Here is an 18,869-nt window from a genome sequence, read left to right as displayed (position 1 = left end):
ATAAAAATGATAAATATTATAAAATTTTTAATAAAAATATGTTTATGTTGATTTTATTGTTTGTTTTATTTGCTTTTGTTACAGATATTGTATTTTTTGCTTTTGCTTTGCTGAGCTATCTGGTATCAGTGGACTGGAGCTGATGAACAATTGTGTTTTTTTGTGGAAACTGGAAAAGACTGGTTGTGTTCGTAATAATATACCTACATTAGATAAATGATTTTATTTGGTTCTTTTAGAACCGGCAGGTTGGTTAATTTAAGACAATGAGATGAAAATAACTGAAATCGAAATTTACCGATTAAGTATTCCCATGGAACCTTTTGTTATCGCGACAGGTACCATGGATTATGCACAAAATACGTTTATACGTATACGGACAGACACAGCACACTATGGGGTAGGGGAATGTTCTGCTTTTCCCATGATTGTTGGGGAAACCCAGGATACCTGTTTGGTCTTGGCGAAAGATTTTGCCAAAATGTTAAAGGGGAAAGATCCGCTGGCTATTGCTGACCGGCTGGCTGAGCTGGATTTGTATATTGCAGGCAATAAAACAATTAAATCAGCTTTTGATATGGCATTGCACGATCTGGCCGCAAAACATGCAGGAGTTCCGCTCTATGCGTTTTTAAAAGGAACCAAACGAGCGATCACCACAGACATTACCCTGGGGATTGCATCTCCGGAAGAGATGGCCATAAAAGCCAAACGATTGCAAGATGAGGGTGCCGTGATGCTGAAGGTCAAATTGGGCAAAGACCCGCAGACGGATATCGCACGTATCCGTGAAATCCGAAAAGCAGTAGGTTTTGAAATGCCAATCCGTATTGATGCTAATCAGGGCTGGTCATATGAGGAAGCTGTAGAAGCACTGCAAGGCATGGAACCTTTCAAAATCCAGTTTTGTGAACAACCTATGCGTACTTGGAGAGATGCACTCTTACCACAATTACGGGCCGAAACAATTGTTCCTGTTATGGCTGATGAATCTGTTTATTCACATTATGACGCGGAGCGTCTCTGCCAGATGGATGCTTGTGATTATATCAATATTAAGTTCTCAAAATCCGGCGGCATTCAGGAGGCTTTAAAAATCAGTGCGGTGGCTGCGGCGTATGGGGTTACCTGTATGATCGGTGGGATGTTAGAATCCCGATTGGCGCTTGCTGCAAAAGTGCATTTTGCCTATGCGGCACCCAATGTTAAGTTTTATGATCTGGATACCTGTATGGTGGGACATTTAGAAGATCCAGTGATTGGAGGGATTCAATACGAAGGTTACAGCATCCATATCTCAGATGAATTAGGCATTGGTGCTGATATGGATCAGGCATTTCTGGACCAATGTGAGCATTGGACAATTTAACGCTGTTGATCGTTTTTAAAAAACTATCATAGTCATTTTGATATTACGGATAAAACAAAATATATGAATAGTATGAATTGGGGGATCGGTATTCAGGAAATCGTGGTCCTTCTTATTATTGTCGTTGTTTTAGTGGGAGCTTATCTGTTCTTCTCGAAATTGTTGAAGAAGTAAAACTGCTATTTCTTTTACATTTGTTAAAAAATAGCAGGTATGAGTTGTTTTGCGTGAAGGGAGAAGTTAAAATAGATATTATTCAGTACCTTTGCGGTACTTATTATTTTATAAAAGTTAGAAAATATCATGAGTACTCAAAAAGGACCTATTTCTCAATTTATTGAGCATAATTACCGTCACTTTAATGCTGCAGCACTTGTCGATGCTGCAAAAGGTTACGAGGAGCATCTTTTAGATGGTGGAAAAATGTTGATCTCCTTAGGAGGTGCCATGTCTACTGCTGAGTTAGGTGTTTCTTTGGCAGAAATGATCCGTCAAGACAAAGTACATATTATTTCTTGTACAGGAGCCAATTTGGAAGAAGATGTGATGAACCTTGTGGCTCACTCGCATTACAAAAGGATTCCAAATTATAGAGACTTGACTGCAGAGCAAGAAAGAGAATTATTGGACAACCATTATAACCGTGTTACGGATACTTGTATTCCAGAGGAAGAGGCTTTCCGTCGTTTACAGAAACATCTTGAAGATGTATGGCATGCAGCAGAGGAAAAAGGCGAGCGCTATTTGCCGCATGAATTCCTTTATCAAGTGGTGAATTCAGGTGTTTTGGAGCAATACTATGAGATTGATCCAAAAGATTCATGGATTGTTGCTGCCGCAGAGAAAAATTTACCTATTGTATGCCCGGGATGGGAAGATTCTACAACAGGTAATATTTTTGCGTCCAATGTGATCAAAGGTAATTTGAAAGCCAGCACAGTAAAATCAGGTATTGAATACATGATTTATCTGACAGAATGGTATCGTGCTAATTCGGCTGGTAAAGGTGTAGGTTTCTTCCAGATTGCAGGCGGTATTTCCGGTGATTTCCCAATTTGTGTGGTTCCAATGATGTATCAGGATTTAGAATGGGAAGAAGTTCCTTTCTGGGCTTATTTCTGCCAGATTTCTGATTCAACTACTTCGTATGGTTCATATTCAGGTGCTGTTCCTAATGAGAAAATCACTTGGGGTAAATTAGATATCGATACACCTAAATTTATCGTTGAATCTGACGCTACGATTGTAGCCCCACTGATCTTTTCTTATATCCTGGGACATTAATCTTGTCGATATAATCGAGGAGCAAAGCATAGAGAATTCGGTTGAGCTGCGTTCTTTCTGCTTTGCTCCTTTTTCTTTTACTCTTTTTCTTCTTTATCTTTACTGCTAATATCCTCTTTTCGAATGATGAGTAATCTAACAACTGATAATCCGGTGGCACTTCAAACATTGATGGACGAAACTATTTTTGGAAATGGATTTGATTTTCAATCAGATTTACAGCAACAGAGTCTATTGGAAAAAGAGCAAATAGATACAACATATGTTGCTGTAGGTATTCCTGCCGACGTTACGACTACCCCACCGTCGGTAGCGAATATATCAGGTTCAGCACCTGTTCAACAGAAGGAACTTATAAATGCGCTTGAAGTCCTGGGCGGAGAGTTTATCTACCAAGGCAATAAAACTACGGGTATACTTTTTATCTTACGTTATGAACAGTATCCATATTTTTCTCCAGCAGCACTGGATGCCTTTGAAAAGACAATAGGTGCCCTGAAATTAACCCAGGAAACTGTTGCGGTAGTCAATTTAGCTAATCCAGAAAACCCAAATGACTTCAAACGTATTATGCAGTTTTTTCAACCAACAAAGATTATTCTATTGGGGGTGGAACCAGCTTCACTAAAACTTCCTCCGATCGAACACAACTCTTATATGAAAGGCCGTATAGCGACAGTGTTCAATACCTTCAGTTTTGAAGAAATGTTTGCTGATGTCAATAAAAAGAAAATGTTTTGGAATGAATTCAAAACATTCATTGCTTCCTAGATTATCTATTTTGTGATATTAATTTTTTAGAAAAATGCTAGAACTTGTATTTGCCACGAATAATGCCCATAAGCTGGAAGAAGTCCAAGCGATTGTGGGAAATACTTTTATCATTAAAAGCCTGAGCGATATCGATTGCCAGGACGACATTCCTGAAACAGGCCTGACATTTGAGGAAAATGCACAGCAAAAAACCGATTATTTGGTCAATAAATATGGTTTATATTGTTTTGGTGACGATTCAGGATTGGAAATTGATGCTTTAAATGGTGAGCCTGGCGTTTATTCCGCCCGTTATTCAGGTTCGAGAGATATGGAAAAGAACATTGACCTGGTTTTAGAACGCTTGGGGGATAATCCTCAGCGTACAGCAAGATTTAAGACAGTAATCTCCCTCTACCTGAACGAGCAACAACATTTTTTTGAAGGCACTGTGGAAGGGCGAATTATTGAGCAACGCCGGGGAATAGATGGTTTTGGATATGACCCAATTTTTATCCCCGATGGATATGACAAAACCTTTGCGGAGATGACTGCGGATGAAAAGAACCGCATCAGTCATCGTGCTATTGCTGTTGGCAAGCTTGCTGACTATCTCAAAGCTAAATAAAAACAGCCATAGAAAACTCGGGACCTGATATCACATGAGCTATTGAAGATTGGCTCTTCAGTACCTATCAAAAAAGGCAGCATCATGATGCTGCCTTTTTTGATAGGGGGTACCCTAAAAAGTTCTTATTTATTGGTTTCTTTCTTTTTGACTGATGATTGGGTGCTATCGCGTACAGCCTCTGCAGGAATTGCAGTGCGGACAGAGTCTGCTTGCGTTGTCATTTTACTGAGGGCAGGGGCTGCAGTTTGTTTTGTTTTTTCTGTGTCTTTTGTGTTTTTGTCCCCCATGGCTGCTTTATCAGTGGCTTCTTGGGCTTGTGGTGCTTTTGTCTGTTCTTTTGTTTTGTCTCCATTACCCGTTGCTTGTTCTGCTGTTTTTTCACCCTTGGGCGTAGCTTTCATGGTTCCAGTATCTTCACCTTCTTTTGCAGTGGGCGCTGTAAAAGATGATTTTGAAAGATCCCGCTTTCTATTTAATAGATCGTCTTTGGATTTAGGACGGTCTTCTGGTCGCCAGATAAAGTTAGGTAGAAATTCTTTGTCTGCGGTAACTTCTGCAATGGGGTAAACTTTACCATCAACTTTCCGAATTGAAACATATTCTTTCAACTTGTTGTTTTCCATCAGAATCTTAAACCTGCTGCTTCTATCGTGGACAAGTTCAGTCGTTATATTGGTTTTTTCGTCGATATTATAGAATATATTTTCGGCATTACCATCAACAAACAGACGCTCCATACGGTTATCAGTAAAGAATGTGGTTATTTTTCGTCCCTTAATCTGATTGAATTTTAACGAATCACTTGTCGCGTTGACCATAAATGCATTTCCGATCAGTAGGGAATTATCTAATTTCTGATTTTTCACCTGTAAGAATATGGTGTCGCCTGATATCTGCGAATTTTCTGCCCACATCATGGGTTTTCCCATTAACCTAAACATAGAATCCTGCATGCCATAGTACATGGAGTCTGCAACTGCCTGTAAGTCCGATTTAAACAGTCTGGCATTATAGTATGCTTTTATAATACGTGTTTTGGCAGTATCTTGTGGGAGGGAGTCCCTTTTCCCTTCTTGTGCATTTTTCAAGGCAGCGCCCATGAGCTTGTCGGATTCTCCTCCCTGGGGGATTATTGCTTTTTTACGCAAGACACTATCGGCCTTTAAGTTTTTCTCAATCTCAAGCCTATTTTGATCGCCGACAACAAGTGGTTGCTTTTTCTGTAGTTGCTGTTTGTTGGTCACCGTATCTTGTACTTTTTTGACCTTATTTTCAGGAGTAGACTGCTTGATATCTTTTTTCTTAAGGCTGTCTGTATGTTTTTGAAGGCTATCCGCTGCCAGTGTTAATGTAGCGGTCGAGTCGATGTCTACTGAAACAGAATCCGGATCGCCATAATCCACCTCGTTCTCTTCCTCAATGGCCCCTCCCTCACGGTCCAATTTGAAATCCCGGGCGATATAGTCTTTTCGGAAGATCAGCTGTGAGAACAGTGTGTCAGCAGTCATAAATACAGAATCCATTGCTGTATCATTGTCTAGCTGTGGATTTGTACTGACCGGGACTTGGTTGTTTTTTTCAATCGTTTTTTTATCTACCAGGGCAGTTTGGCTCTCTGTTTTTAAAGATTTCTTCTTTTCTTTCTGTTCTTCCTTTTCAATTTTCTTGAGCTCCTTCTTTTCCTTTTTTAATTCCTCTTCGGATTTTTGCTGTACTGGGGAAAATGATGAAACGGAGTCCTTTTTGGTCGAATCTTTTTTTACGACAGATACAACCAAGGGTTTATCGGTCATGGTAATGGATTCGTTTTTCCCATTATATAACCCGTACCCACCGTAGGCATAAAACTTATCTAGGGTATCTACAAAGACAACATTTTTGACTGCTTTACCTATGCCTATTTGTCTATCATAGAAGAGACTATCCCCTTTAAGGAATTTGGTTCCTTCTGTATAAAGGTTATTTTTTGAGAAATAAGCTTGACCAGTAGCCATGTGGTACTTACCTTTCTCCGTATACAGATTCTCTCCCTTGTTGCCTTTGATATTGGTGGGACCATAGAAATCGGTAATTCGGGTATTACCATTGTATTTCATGGAGTCAGTATAAACCTTGACATTGGTTGAGCGGACAATGACTTTTTGGTTGAAATAAGATTCGCCTGTATTTTCAAAATACGTTGCGCGCTGACTCGTGATCGTATCACTGCCTGAAAGAATACGCCCTCCACTATAATAATTACCAATTTTACTCCGCATATTATAAACCAGGTGATCGGTTGTCAATACCGATCCATTGGTACTGACCATCCGCACAGCGCCCGTCAATGTGGCCAGTTGCATGGCCGCTTCGTAATGCAGTTTATTCGAAAATATTTGCGTTCCATCAGGTTGGGTGATGATTACATTGCCATAAGCCTCGAAATATTGTCGGTCTACTTTATCATTATGGAGGTAACCACTATCAGAAGATAAGGTTGAACCCAAATGCTCATACACAGGACGATAAAACATGGCATTGCCAGTTTTGGAATTAAAGACACTATAAGAGGATGAAATCAAACGCAATTCATCCTTCTTCTGTGCTTGGATCGTCAAGCCAGTAAAGATAAATACAATCAGTGTAAAAATGTATTGTTTCACAGCAGCAAAAATATGGATTTTAATTGCTACTTTATTGGATTTCACAAATTTTAAGATCTGAATTTATCATTCAGACAAAATATACCGTAACTTTGTTGTATGAATGTGCTGGAAAGATTATTGGGTTATATTGAAAAGGAGCATTTAATGATGCCTCAAGAGAAAATATTGCTTACAGTAAGTGGCGGGAAGGATTCGATGCTGATGGCACATTTATTTGCAAAGGCAGGTTTCACAATTGCAATCGCACACTGTAATTTTCAATTGCGGGGCGAAGATTCCGAACTTGATGAAGCTTTAGTCCGGCGGTTTGCAGCAGAAAATGGGATTCCAATATTTGTGAATCACTTCGACACGATAAGCTATGCCAGGGAAAGACAGATCTCCATTCAGATGGCTGCCCGTGAGCTTCGTTACACATGGTTCGAGCAACTGCGAGATGAATTGCATTTTGACCGGATTGCTGTCGCTCAACATCTTAACGATCATATTGAAACAGTATTACTTAACCTTTCACGTGGAACTGGTCTTCAGGGCCTTCAGGGCATCCTTCCTGTGCGTGACCGCATCATTCGCCCGCTTTTATTTTTAAAAGCCAGCGAAATCGAATACTATGTTAAAGAATACGCCATCACGTATCGGGATGACCAGTCTAATTTTTCCACCAAGTATGCCCGAAATAAAATAAGGATTGATATCATTCCACATTTTAAAAAACTACAGCCAGATTTTGAGCAAATATTCGAGCAGAATATCACACATTTTAAAGAATCGTACCAGCTATTGCAGCAATTTATTGAACCGATTCGGAAGAAGCTCTTTTTGCCCATGGATGAAGGATGGCTCGTTCGCAAAGAAGACCTGGAAGAATATCTGGATAATCTGCCGCTGTTGTATGAGCTGTTTGCCGCGTTTAATTTTTCCAAAGCTGTGCTAAGTGATTTACAACAGTCCTGGACAAAAGAATCGGGACGTATCTTTCAATCGGATTGTTATCATATGCTTTTGGATAGAAATGAGCTTTTTATTCGGGAAAAAGAGTTTATTTCTTCCGACGAAGCCCTGGTGACTTCAGAAACATCTACAGTTGAATGGAAGCAGTATTGTTTCCATGCTGCAATATCCACAGATGTCTCGATTGTCCGTAATAATGCAACAGCAAAATTTGATTATGACCTACTCGTGTTTCCATTGACCATACGCTCCTGGAAGATCGGGGATAGCTTTTATCCTTTAGGTATGGAAGGAAGGAAAAAGTTGAGTGACTTTTTTATTAATAAAAAGATCAGTTTATTTGAGAAGGAAAATATTCCAATTGTTGTCAACGGAAATGGCGATATTTTGTGGGTGGCCAATTATCGTATGGACAATCGTTATAAGATTACCGCCAATACAAAAAAAGTCCTTACTTTAGTTTGCAAAACTGATTAAGTAATCAAAAGTAGCCTCCAATAGGGGGACATTAATTGACAAGAGGCTATAAAGATAGTGGATATGCAATCAAGTTATAAAATCATATTTGAAAAGTAAACTGAAAGCTTGTAAGGCCCAGTCTCCATGCTAAAATCTCAATATTAAAATAAATGAAAGAAGGTGTACTTTATTCGGAAAATCAATACCTGGGACGTGACCGTGTTTGGATAAGCGTCCGTTTGGTGCTTGTCCTGTTCTGTTTTACGGCATTTTATCTGAATTTGGATCATTTAATCTCGAGCCAGCTGTTCTTTATTGTGGGCGTTGGTATCATCATCACATCCATTATCATGATGTATATGGTGTTATTTCGAACGGAGGTATTGCAAGATCATATCCTGATCAGTGGACTATGGTCAACCCGGGTTGTAAAAATAGATTTAGCATCCATTACGCAGGTTGAAATAGCACCTTATAGTACATTCTTTTTTAATAACCCGGTCTATAACCTTCACAGCAAAGGGAAAATAAAATTCTTTGCTGGGGGCAAAAACGCAGTATACTTAACCGATAAAGATGGCTTGACTTATGTCCTGGGAACACAACGTCAGGAGGAACTGTTTCGGGTGATTATGGAAGCCAGAGGAAAATTGGGAAAGTCTTAAAAATTGTTAATAATTTCTTATCTGACAATTTAAAGACAACATTTTATCGAGTTATTGGTTAAATTTGAGAAAATAGCAACGAATTCATTATGGCATTTTTAAAATTTATACTTATTACATTTGCTGTTTACTTTGTAGTAAGATTCTTATTTCGATTATTTTTACCATTTGCAATGCGTAAGGCTGCTGAGAAGCTGATGAAAAAAGCGCAACAACAAGGTGGAGCATATAGTGGGCAAGGGGGGACTTTTTATTATGAGTTTACCGGACAGGGACAGCAAGAAAGTAAAAGATCTCAACCTGAAGGCAAAATCAAAGTTGATTATGTTCCACCTAAAGATGCACCGGAACGTAAGGGCACGGAAACAGCAGGTGAATTTGTCGATTTTGAGGAAATAAAATAATTTTTTAGCATCCCAAATAGCGTATCTTTGTGCTATGTGGCTTAAGCAACTTTCTGTTCTAAATTTCAAAAACTACACGGAATCATCCTTAGAATTTCTTCCTGAAGTAAACGCTTTTACGGGGCACAATGGGGTTGGCAAAACTAATCTTTTGGATGCCATTCACTATTTGTCATTGTGTAAGAGCTATTTTAATCCTATTGATTCACAGCATATCAAATCAGGTAATGACTGGTTCATGGTCCAGGGTGAATTTGATAAAGAGTCAAACAGTGATGTGATCTCCTGTAGCCTAAAAAAAAACCAAAAAAAGCAGTTCAAAAAAAATAAAAAGGATTATCCCCGATTGGCTGACCACATCGGTTTATTCCCACTGGTCATGATATCACCTAATGACAGTATCATTGTTACGGATGGTAGTGAGGAAAGAAGGAAGTTTGTGGACAATGTAATTTCGCAGACGGACAATAAGTATTTAGATACCTTAATCATTTACAACAAGTTCCTGAACCAAAGGAACAGCTTACTTAAGCAGGCCAGACAGACAAGCGTATTGGATCTCGGTTTAATCGAAATTCTTAATTTTCAATTGGAAGAAGTAGGAAATACGATCTTTCAGAAAAGAAGTACGTTTATGGAGGAATTTCAGCCAGAATTTGAACGGCACTATCAATTTTTGACGGAAGATGCTGAGGCCGTCCAGCTCCAGTACGAATCACCATTGATGGTAGACTCCTTTCTGAATATTCTTGAGAAAAATCTGGAGCGTGACCGTATCCTGGAACGTACGAGCCAAGGCATTCATAAAGACGATCTGATTTTTACCATCCATGGTGGTATGCCTTTGAAGAAGTTTGGTTCTCAGGGGCAACAAAAATCATTTTTAATTGCTTTAAAATTAGCTCAATATTCCTATTTACAGCAGAAAAAAGGTTTTAAGCCTTTGTTGTTGCTGGATGATATTTTTGATAAGTTGGATGACCGCCGGACGCATAAATTAATGCAGATGGTCTCTGCGGATGATTTTGGGCAGATTTTTTTGACTGATACGGACTCAAAAAGAATTCAACGAATCTTTGACGAAATCAACCGTCCTGTGCGTATCTTTGAGATCGAAGGAGGACATGTGAATGTATAAGAAACAACCCAAAAAAGGTCTGGAATTTATTCGGTCAAGTGATGATATGACTATTAAACAAGGAGTAGAACGTCTTTTAGAAGCATATAAGCTTCGCCGTAAATTTGATGAGACTTCAATAGCTTCTGTTTGGCCCCAGCTGATCGGTAAAGCAATTGCCAATCGTACCCAGCAATTATATGTACGTGATAAAAAACTTTTTGTGCGGGTAGAATCCGCAGTTATCAAAAATGAGCTTGCCCTGATGCGTAAGCAGATCTTAGGAAGAGTGAATGAATATGTGGGTCATGTCATTATTGAAGAAGTTGTGATCTTATAGAATTTTTCTAAGCCTATGTTTAACCAGTTATTTTAAAACCTATTCCCATTGCCCGAAAGCGTTAGTGCTAAATTATCTGTAAGTTTTGAGCAGGTTGAATTTAAGAAAGGGGAATTTACACCATCCTCTTTACATAGAGGCTGAGTCAAAATATCTGCTTGCATATGGACATGTTTATTATGATCTCCACGCTGAAACTACCTCTTATGAGGTATAGTTTATTTCATGTTATTAAACATGCATAGATTAGCAAACATCATATTTTGCCTTTGGAAAAATGTATTATCTTAAATAATTTTTTGTCAATGAAGAAGATCGAAACAATGATTACGCTAGATGCATCCCTGGAACAGGTTTGGAACGTATTGGTGGATTTCAGCGCTTATCCATTATGGAGCCCGACAATAAAAGCTTTTGATGGAAAACCGGCGGTAGGTAAACGGTGCAAAGTTAGGCTGGAACAACCGAATGGTTTTAAAATAACAATGAATCCACGCTTTTTATGCATTGATGCTGATCGTGAGCTGCGCTGGAAAGGGAATCTGATTCTTCCGGGAATTTTTGATGGCGAGCATTATTTCAGATTGGAGCAAGCAGGGGCGGATCAGGTAAGGTTGATTCAGGGAGAAATTTTTTCGGGCCTGCTCATTCCTTTCTTTGGTCAGTTACTATTAGAAACTAAAAAAGGATTTGAACTTTTTAATATGGCTATCAAGCAACGTGTTGAAATGGTTGCTTGAGTTTCCACATATATATGTTAATATGTGAACAGTTATCAACATAAACTGTAGGTTGGAAAGTACTACGTTTAAGTTGTTCACATTTATATGTTGATAACACTGGAGTTTTGCACAATTCCCTTTGGGTTTTTGAATATTGTCAAGTACGTTATCCACATCTATATGTTGATAAGTGTGTTTTTATACACAGCCCAGTAATCGGTTTTTTGAAAATAAGGGTACTTATCCACATTGCCAATGTGTATAAGTGCTATTTTTTGTGAGTAAGTTGCTGGTAAACCCAAGGGATGGTGAACTTATACACAAATTATTAACATGGTCAGCCCAGAAAATAGCTGCGGCACGCAATAATTTGTGCATTTAGATTTCAGTAGGCTATAGGTATTGTTCTAGATCACCTTTTCCTTCACGGATAACTTCGAACGTTCCTTCGGTAAGATCAACCACGGTTGAAGCAACATTATCGCCATAGCCACCATCGATAACCGCATCCACAAGATCCTGATATTTTTCGTAGATCAATTCGGGATCCGTGGAGTACTCAATGATTTCATCTTCATCATGGATAGAAGTTGTCACAATAGGGTTTCCTAGTTGTTTTACGACCTCCCGAACAATATTATTGTCGGGAACACGAATACCCACTGTTTTCTTTTTGGAGCTCAGTAGTTTTGGTACTTTTGTGGTTGCATTGAAGATAAATGTAAAAGGCCCTGGCAGCGCTTTCTTTAATACCCGGAATACAGCAGTGTCAAAAGATTTGGTGTATTGCGAAATATCTGTCAGGTCATAACAGATAAAAGAGAGGTTTGCCTTTTCAGGTTTTAAGCCTCTGATTTCACACACACGTTCAATCGCTTTTTGTTGTGTGATATCACATCCTATACCGTATACGGTGTCGGTAGGGTAGATAATAACCCCACCGCGTCGAAGAATGTCGACAGCTTGCGCTATTGCTTTTGGATTAGGATTGTCGTTATATATTTTGATAAGCATTTTTCAGTATTGAGTAAGATGATGAACAGTTTTGTACTTCCTATTTAATATATGTGCATAAGTTCGGTTCAAGAGATGTGATTTAGTTTTCAATCCTCAGCAGGAATTGTTCCTATGGTTGACTATCCATTAGGCCACAGGTCCAACCTATTTCCGCTACTTATATATCTAAAAGAACAACAGCCAAAATATTTTGTTTTGGCTGTTGTTCTTTATCTTAAAATTCAGGATATTAAAATTCTGCATTTTTTGGTGTACGTGGGAATGGGATTACATCGCGGATATTCGTCATTCCTGTCGTAAACAATACCAATCGTTCAAATCCTACACCAAAGCCTGAGTGTGGTACCGACCCAAAGCGGCGAGTATCCAAAAACCACTCCATTTCTTCTGCTGGGATACCTACTTCTGCCATACGGTCCAATAAGCGATCGAGATTTTCCTCTCGCTGTGAGCCGCCAACCATTTCACCGATACCTGGGAAAAGAATATCCATTGCACGCACTGTATTACGTCCTTGTGCATCAGGGGCATTCTGTTTCATGTAGAAAGATTTGATCTCTCTTGGATAATCCGTTAATATAACCGGTTTTTTGAAGTGCTTTTCCACTAAGTAACGCTCGTGTTCCGATTGAAGGTCAGCTCCCCAATCATCGATCAGATACTTGAATTGTTTCTTTTGGTTTGGCTTGCTGCGTTTTAATATTTCAATTGCATCTGTATAGGTGACCCGCTCAAAATTGTTTTCCAGGACAAAGTTTAACTTCTCTATTAAGTTTAATTCAGAACGCTCTGCTGCTGGTTTTGATTTCTCTTCTTCCAGTAAACGGTTTTTTAAAAATTCAATTTCCTCAGGACAAGCTTCCAGGGCATATTTGATCACGTACTTCAACAAGGCTTCAGCCAAGTCCATATTATCCTCCAATTCATAGAAAGCCATTTCTGGTTCAATCATCCAGAATTCGGCCAAATGACGGGTCGTATTGGAGTTTTCAGCTCTAAATGTCGGGCCAAAAGTATAGATATTTCCAAATGCCATGGCTCCTAGTTCCCCTTCCAGTTGACCAGATACAGTCAGGTTGGTGGATTTGCCAAAGAAATCTTCTTTAAAATCGATGTCGCCATTTTCTTTACGTGGTGGATTGTTTAGATCCAAGGTCGTCACCTGAAACATTTCACCTGCACCTTCAGCATCTGAACCCGTGATGATCGGCGTATGCATATAGACAAAGTCGTTTTCCTGAAAAAATTTATGTACAGCAAAAGCCAGTGCATTACGTACTTTAAATACGGCATTGAAAGTACCTGTACGGAAACGCAAATGGGCTATTTCGCGCAGAAATTCTAAGCTATGTTTCTTAGGCTGCAAAGGATATTTTTCTGGATCTGAATCTCCGATAATACTGACTTCTGAAGCCTTCACTTCGACTTTTTGTCCCTTACCCAATGATGCTATTAATTGACCTTTTACACGAACTGCCGCTCCGGTAGTGATCCGTTTTAGGACATCTTCAGGTGTATTTTCAAAATCTACTACTGCTTGAATATTATTGATTGACGAACCGTCATTGATTGCTATAAATTGATTGTTACGGAAAGTTCTTACCCAACCTTTAACAACGACCTCTTTGCCAAATTCTGTGGCATTCAATAATTCTTTTATTCTTGTGTGTTCCATCTTACTTTTTGGAGAATGACTTGTAAAAGATGCTTTGATAAAAAAGCAATACAAAAATAAGCTATTCTGTTGGTTTATTGGGTATAAATGTTGATTTAATTCATTGAAATGAGGATCTGCCGGAGGACCAGGGGCCCAGATCCTGCCCTGCAATCAAAAGTCCTCAGGTGGTGGTGAGTCCCAGGCTGCTTAGTATGATCTACCATGAACAGCTTAGGATCGTGTAGGGTAGCGGGGGCCCGCTTGTCCCCAAACGGAGATAAATAGCTGATGATTTGTAGCACACAGCAAGGGAAATAAATGTAGGATCAAAAAAAACGCGGATTGACTAAGTCGATCCGCGTTTAAACTTTATGGTGACTGAAAGAATGGAATTATCCTTTCAATACTTTAGTTACTAATTCAGCAGCTTCTTTTAATAAGATTGCAGAATAAACTTGTAAACCAGACTCATCGATCAATTTTTTTGCTTCCTCGGCATTGGTACCTTGAAGACGAACGATGATAGGCACAGGAATATTACCGATTTCGCTGTAAGCATCAATCACACCTTGAGCAACACGGTCACAACGAACGATACCCCCGAAGATATTGATTAAGATTGCTTTTACGTTAGGATCTTTCAAGATGATATTGAAGCCAGCTTTTACAGTTTCAGCATTTGCTGTACCACCCACATCCAGGAAGTTAGCAGGTTCACCACCAGCTATTTTGATGATATCCATGGTCGCCATTGCTAAACCGGCACCGTTTACCATACAACCTACGTTACCATCTAATTTTACATAGTTAAGATTTGATTCACCAGCTTCAACTTCAGTTGGATCTTCTTCTGTTACATCACGCATAGCTGCGTAGTCAGCATGACGGTATAAAGCATTCTCGTCAAGATTTACTTTTGCATCAACAGCCAAGATCTTGTCGTCAGAAGTTTTTAATACCGGATTGATCTCAAACATCGAAGAGTCTGTAGAATCGTATGCTTTGTAAAGTGCAGCAACGAATTTTACCATCTCCTTATGTGCAGCTCCAGAAAGACCAAGGTTGAACGCAATTTTACGTGCTTGGAATCCTTGTAAACCCACTTTTGGATCGATTTCTTCTTTGAAAATCAAGTGCGGTGTTTTTTCTGCAACTTCCTCGATATCCATACCACCTTCTGTAGAGTACATAACAATGTTACGTCCTTTAGCACGGTCCAATAATACGGACATGTAGAATTCTTTTGTTTCGCTTTCGCCTGGATAGTAAACGTCTTGTGCAATCAAAACTTTGTTTACTTTTTTACCTTCAGGTCCAGTTTGAGGCGTTACTAATTGCATACCAATGATGTCAGTTGCTCTTTGTTTGACTTCATCTAAGTTCTTAGCTAACTTGACACCACCACCTTTACCACGGCCACCAGCGTGAATTTGAGCTTTGACAACAACCCAGTCAGAATTGAAGTCTTCTTTCATTTTTTTAGCCGCTTCCACAGCTTGCTCTGGAGTATCTGCTACGATACCTTCCTGTACGCGCACACCAAAGCTCTTTAGTATTTGTTTTCCTTGATATTCGTGAATGTTCATTTGCAAAAATATTTGGCGTAAAAATATAATTTTTTGGGGGATAAGACAAGGGTTATGTTGCTCTTTTATCTATTTTTTGACATTTGTGAAAAATAAAATGGCTGAAATCGAGAAATAACAGGTTATTTATTCAAAAGCTGTGATATCGTAAAATTATTTATCTTTGCCTTATGATGTTACAAGCCAAAGGAATTCACAAAGCCTATGGGGCATTACCCATTTTAAAGGGGGTTGATATTACTGTGGAAAAAGGGGAAATTGTCAGTATAGTTGGGGCTTCGGGAGCAGGTAAAAGTACACTTTTACATATTATCGGAACATTGGACAAGCCCGATCAGGGATCTATATTGATTGACGGTGTGGATATCCATAAGCTGAGTGCCAAAAAATTAAGTGCTTTTCGAAACGAGCATATCGGTTTTGTTTTTCAGTTTCATCATTTGTTGCCTGAATTTACCGCATTGGAGAATGTATGTATTCCAGCATTCATTCAGGGACAAGGGCGCACTGAAGCTGAAGCCAAAGCCAAAGAACTGCTCGACCTGTTAGGCGTATCGCATCGCATGGATCATAAACCCGCTGAGATGTCAGGTGGCGAACAACAACGTGTTTCTGTGGCCCGGGCGCTGATGAACGATCCTTCCATTATTTTGGCCGATGAACCGTCAGGTAATTTGGATTCGGAAAATGCCGCAGCCCTGCATCAATTGTTTTTTGATCTTAGAAATAAATTTCAGCAAACATTTGTCATTGTCACCCATAATGAAGAATTGGCACGGATATCAGACCGGACGATCCATATGCGTGATGGACTGGTCGTCTGATTCCTTTCGCTGCTTTGGCCGGAAGGATAAAATGCCTAAGACTGTATATCTTTGGAAAAATGCTTTCAGCGCTGAATCGCATCATAAGCAAATGCCATGAAATACATTCATTATGATGCTTGTTGAACTGTAGCATGGCTTCCCTAAATAATTTAGTTTAATGAAAAAAATATTGATCACATTCGGAACGCGGCCCTTAGCGATGCGCATCGCTAAGAAACTTTCGGATCATTTTGAAGTTTTATATGCGAGTTCGGAGGAAATTCCTGATTTACTTTTAAAATCAGCGAATTATGTGAAAATTCCAAAAGGACTCCTCCCGACTTATGCACATGAAATTCTCAAACTCAGTCTTGACCGGCAGGTAGATTATGTATTGCCTTTGGGAGGGTTTGAGCTGAGCCCCTTGGCGGAAGCTAAAGTACTATTTGAAGAATACCAGATCTCAGTCCTTGTGCCAGATAAGGATATTCTTGATACACTGCCTATAATCGAAAATCCACCGGCCGACCTTTCTTATACTTTACTTTCGAAAGGTGAAAACTTATTGGATGGCCGGACCTTTGGTTCTACGCTGGACGGGCTTCTGTCCGCATCTGATTCGGGTGAGGAGCTCGCCTTAATCTGTGTTGCCAAATAACGTAGCTTTTCTAAGCTAATTGATCATGAGCATCCGCTAAAATAGGGGATAGCTTTTAATATAATATTTCGTTGTGATGATGTTTCCAGAAGAAAAAAAGGTGTATGTCTTTGAATTGGATGATGTTATTTTCCCTAAAAAAGATTACTTACTCCAGGTTTATTATCTTTTTGCAAATTTTATTGAATTTACGGAGACCTTTCCTCCACAGGGGGATCTGGTGAATTTCATGAAAAACCATTTGGAAAATCGGGGGGAGGAATTGTTATTTGAGCATGCACAGGAAACGTTCGGATTTGACATGAAATATAAGGAAAATTTTGAGCGGCTTCATGTGAACGCAGTGCTGCCGCTAAGGTTGCATCTGTTTGATCATATTGTTACATTATTCACGCAGTTGAGGTCCGAAGGCAAGTGTATCTGTATTTTGACAAAGGGAAATCCCTTAGAGCAGCTGAACAAAGTTAAGTTTGTGGAATGGGCCGAGTTTAGTGATCTGATCAAGATTTATTTTGAGGATGAACTTGTTTTCAGGAAGATTGACCCGCTTGAATTTCTCGCCAATGAATTTGACGTAACGACAGCTGCAATTCAATTTGTGGACTAAGCTTACAGTGAGTATCTTTGTAGTGTCTACCAGCAAATTGGTCATGCAATCAATATTGTTGAAAAAAATTATGATTAGGGATATAAAAGCCCTATTTTTATACGAAAGCCCTTGGATTTATGAATAAAGTGAACAAGCCTGCCACGATTAAGGAAATTGCCAAGAAGCTGAAGATCAGTCCTTCCACGGTGTCTAGAGCATTAAATGATCATCCAAGTATTGGATTAGTAACTACGATGCGTGTAAAAAAAATGGCTGAAGAGCTAAATTATGAGCCGAATCAGACAGCCATATTCTTTAAGCAACGTAAAACATTTACGATAGCTGTTATCTTACCGAGCCTATCTGAACCGTTTTTTTCTTTTGCGATCAGCGAAATAGAAAATATTGCTTCAGAACATCGGTATACGGTTTTGATGGGACAATCATTGGACGATCCAGATCGAGAAGAGCAAATCCTAAAAACATTTAAAAACCATCGAGTGGATGGAATTTTGATGTCGATAGGGAAGAAAACGACCAATTTGGAGTTTATTGAGAAACTGGAGACATCCGGCATTCCTGTTGTCTTTTTCGATTGCGTTCCCAGTTTACCCCATATCAACAAGGTACAGAGTGATCTTTCTACAGGGATGAATGAAGCTGTCGATGCTTTCGTGGCAAGAGGACATAAAGTAATTGCTTTAGTGAATGGACCAAAGACCTTACCGGCAAGTGAAGATCGAAAAGTCGCTTATCTCTCTGCGATGAAGAGAAATGGGATGGACATCCTTGAAAAGAATATCATCGAAACAGATTTGAGTACCGAAGGAAATGAACGTGCCATGGAAAGTATTTTTTCAATGTCTGAACGTCCTTCAGCGATTATTTCTTTCAACGATTTTGTCACATTGGACTTGATGAAAGCTGCCCGACAAAAGGGGCTGGTTCTGAATCAGGATATCTTTTTTATCAGTTACGCCAATTATCCGCTCTGGCAATATATGGAAAATCCACCCATGGGACGAATTGAACAGTTCCCAGGCATGCAGGCCCGTAAAGCCGCAGAAATTTTATTTGAACGTATCCAAGATTCAGAAGCCAAAGATCAGCAGATCATCTTCAAATCAAGGTTGGTTATGTAATGTAGCCCTATCGTATGAACATAAAAAAAGGCTAATCCCAGGATTAGCCTTTTTTTATTATGTGATATTTTAAC

General features: G+C 39.3%; 18 protein-coding genes. 14 read left to right on the top strand and 4 right to left on the bottom strand.

Annotation, left to right across the window (positions count from 1 at the left end):
• The first annotated feature begins 271 nt into the window (after positions 1 to 271).
• The 4 genes from HX021_RS11660 (at position 272) to HX021_RS11645 (ending at position 4,034) form a co-directional block, all read left to right on the top strand.
• Positions 272 to 1,369, top strand: coding sequence for a mandelate racemase/muconate lactonizing enzyme family protein (locus HX021_RS11660; protein WP_286590510.1), 1,098 nt, complete (start codon positions 272 to 274; stop codon positions 1,367 to 1,369).
• Positions 1,370 to 1,672: 303 nt separating this feature from the next.
• Positions 1,673 to 2,653 (top strand): deoxyhypusine synthase family protein, encoded by a 981-nt coding sequence (locus tag HX021_RS11655; RefSeq protein ID WP_286590508.1) that lies wholly within the window; start codon positions 1,673 to 1,675, stop codon positions 2,651 to 2,653.
• 123 nt (positions 2,654 to 2,776) lie between these two features.
• Positions 2,777 to 3,424 carry a hypothetical protein gene (locus tag HX021_RS11650; RefSeq protein WP_286590506.1) on the top strand — a complete coding sequence of 216 codons (648 nt, stop codon included), beginning with the start codon at positions 2,777 to 2,779 and terminating at the stop codon, positions 3,422 to 3,424.
• Positions 3,425 to 3,458: 34 nt separating this feature from the next.
• The gene (locus HX021_RS11645; RefSeq protein WP_286590504.1) at positions 3,459 to 4,034 is read left to right on the top strand and encodes a non-canonical purine NTP diphosphatase; all 576 of its coding nucleotides are present in this window, start codon (positions 3,459 to 3,461) and stop codon (positions 4,032 to 4,034) included.
• Between the two features lie 125 nt (positions 4,035 to 4,159).
• Here the strand turns inward: HX021_RS11645 and HX021_RS11640 are convergent, their stop codons facing one another.
• On the bottom strand, positions 4,160 to 6,679 hold the full coding sequence (locus HX021_RS11640) for an OstA-like protein (protein ID WP_286590503.1): 2,520 nt from the start codon (positions 6,677 to 6,679) through the stop codon (positions 4,160 to 4,162).
• 99 nt (positions 6,680 to 6,778) lie between these two features.
• Between HX021_RS11640 and tilS the strand changes: the two genes are divergently transcribed.
• The 6 genes from tilS (at position 6,779) to HX021_RS11610 (ending at position 11,358) form a co-directional block, all read left to right on the top strand.
• Positions 6,779 to 8,110, top strand: a complete 1,332-nt coding sequence (gene tilS / locus HX021_RS11635; protein WP_286590502.1) for a tRNA lysidine(34) synthetase TilS — start codon at positions 6,779 to 6,781, stop codon at positions 8,108 to 8,110.
• Positions 8,111 to 8,262: 152 nt separating this feature from the next.
• Entirely contained in the window at positions 8,263 to 8,757 is a 495-nt protein-coding gene (locus HX021_RS11630) for a hypothetical protein (RefSeq protein ID WP_286590501.1), read from the top strand.
• An 89-nt stretch (positions 8,758 to 8,846) separates the two neighbouring features.
• A complete protein-coding gene (locus tag HX021_RS11625; protein WP_286590500.1) occupies positions 8,847 to 9,161 on the top strand; it encodes a DUF4834 family protein in 315 nt (104 codons plus the stop codon).
• 34 nt (positions 9,162 to 9,195) lie between these two features.
• Complete coding sequence (gene recF / locus HX021_RS11620) at positions 9,196 to 10,299, top strand: DNA replication/repair protein RecF (protein WP_286590498.1); 1,104 nt, start codon at positions 9,196 to 9,198, stop codon at positions 10,297 to 10,299.
• Complete coding sequence (locus tag HX021_RS11615) at positions 10,292 to 10,618, top strand: DciA family protein (protein ID WP_286590496.1); 327 nt, start codon at positions 10,292 to 10,294, stop codon at positions 10,616 to 10,618. Before recF ends, HX021_RS11615 begins: the two co-directional genes overlap by 8 nt.
• A gap of 305 nt (positions 10,619 to 10,923) precedes the next feature.
• Entirely contained in the window at positions 10,924 to 11,358 is a 435-nt protein-coding gene (locus tag HX021_RS11610) for an SRPBCC domain-containing protein (RefSeq protein WP_286590494.1), read from the top strand.
• Positions 11,359 to 11,733: 375 nt separating this feature from the next.
• Here HX021_RS11610 and HX021_RS11605 read toward each other — a convergent pair whose 3' ends face one another.
• The 3 genes from HX021_RS11605 to sucC all read right to left on the bottom strand — a co-directional run bounded on the left by HX021_RS11605 (position 11,734) and on the right by sucC (position 15,600).
• A complete protein-coding gene (locus tag HX021_RS11605; RefSeq protein ID WP_286590492.1) occupies positions 11,734 to 12,354 on the bottom strand; it encodes an L-threonylcarbamoyladenylate synthase in 621 nt (206 codons plus the stop codon).
• Positions 12,355 to 12,586: 232 nt separating this feature from the next.
• Positions 12,587 to 14,032 carry an asparagine--tRNA ligase gene (asnS, locus tag HX021_RS11600; RefSeq protein WP_286590491.1) on the bottom strand — a complete coding sequence of 482 codons (1,446 nt, stop codon included), beginning with the start codon at positions 14,030 to 14,032 and terminating at the stop codon, positions 12,587 to 12,589.
• A 374-nt stretch (positions 14,033 to 14,406) separates the two neighbouring features.
• Entirely contained in the window at positions 14,407 to 15,600 is a 1,194-nt protein-coding gene (gene sucC / locus HX021_RS11595; RefSeq protein ID WP_286590489.1) for an ADP-forming succinate--CoA ligase subunit beta, read from the bottom strand.
• A 173-nt stretch (positions 15,601 to 15,773) separates the two neighbouring features.
• Between sucC and HX021_RS11590 the strand changes: the two genes are divergently transcribed.
• From HX021_RS11590 to HX021_RS11575, 4 genes are all read left to right on the top strand, one after another.
• The gene (locus tag HX021_RS11590; RefSeq protein ID WP_286590707.1) at positions 15,774 to 16,424 is read left to right on the top strand and encodes an ABC transporter ATP-binding protein; all 651 of its coding nucleotides are present in this window, start codon (positions 15,774 to 15,776) and stop codon (positions 16,422 to 16,424) included.
• A 160-nt stretch (positions 16,425 to 16,584) separates the two neighbouring features.
• Positions 16,585 to 17,064, top strand: coding sequence for a hypothetical protein (locus tag HX021_RS11585; RefSeq protein WP_286590488.1), 480 nt, complete (start codon positions 16,585 to 16,587; stop codon positions 17,062 to 17,064).
• Positions 17,065 to 17,140: 76 nt separating this feature from the next.
• A complete protein-coding gene (locus tag HX021_RS11580; protein WP_286590487.1) occupies positions 17,141 to 17,671 on the top strand; it encodes an HAD family hydrolase in 531 nt (176 codons plus the stop codon).
• Between the two features lie 119 nt (positions 17,672 to 17,790).
• Positions 17,791 to 18,795, top strand: coding sequence for a LacI family DNA-binding transcriptional regulator (locus tag HX021_RS11575; RefSeq protein WP_286590485.1), 1,005 nt, complete (start codon positions 17,791 to 17,793; stop codon positions 18,793 to 18,795).
• Positions 18,796 to 18,869 lie beyond the last annotated feature (74 nt).

The organism is Sphingobacterium sp. N143 (assembly GCF_030325625.1).
Taxonomy (GTDB): Bacteria; Bacteroidota; Bacteroidia; order Sphingobacteriales; family Sphingobacteriaceae; genus Sphingobacterium.
The sequence above is the reverse complement of the archived record's forward strand: the minus strand, read 5'-3'. Positions and strand labels throughout refer to the sequence as shown.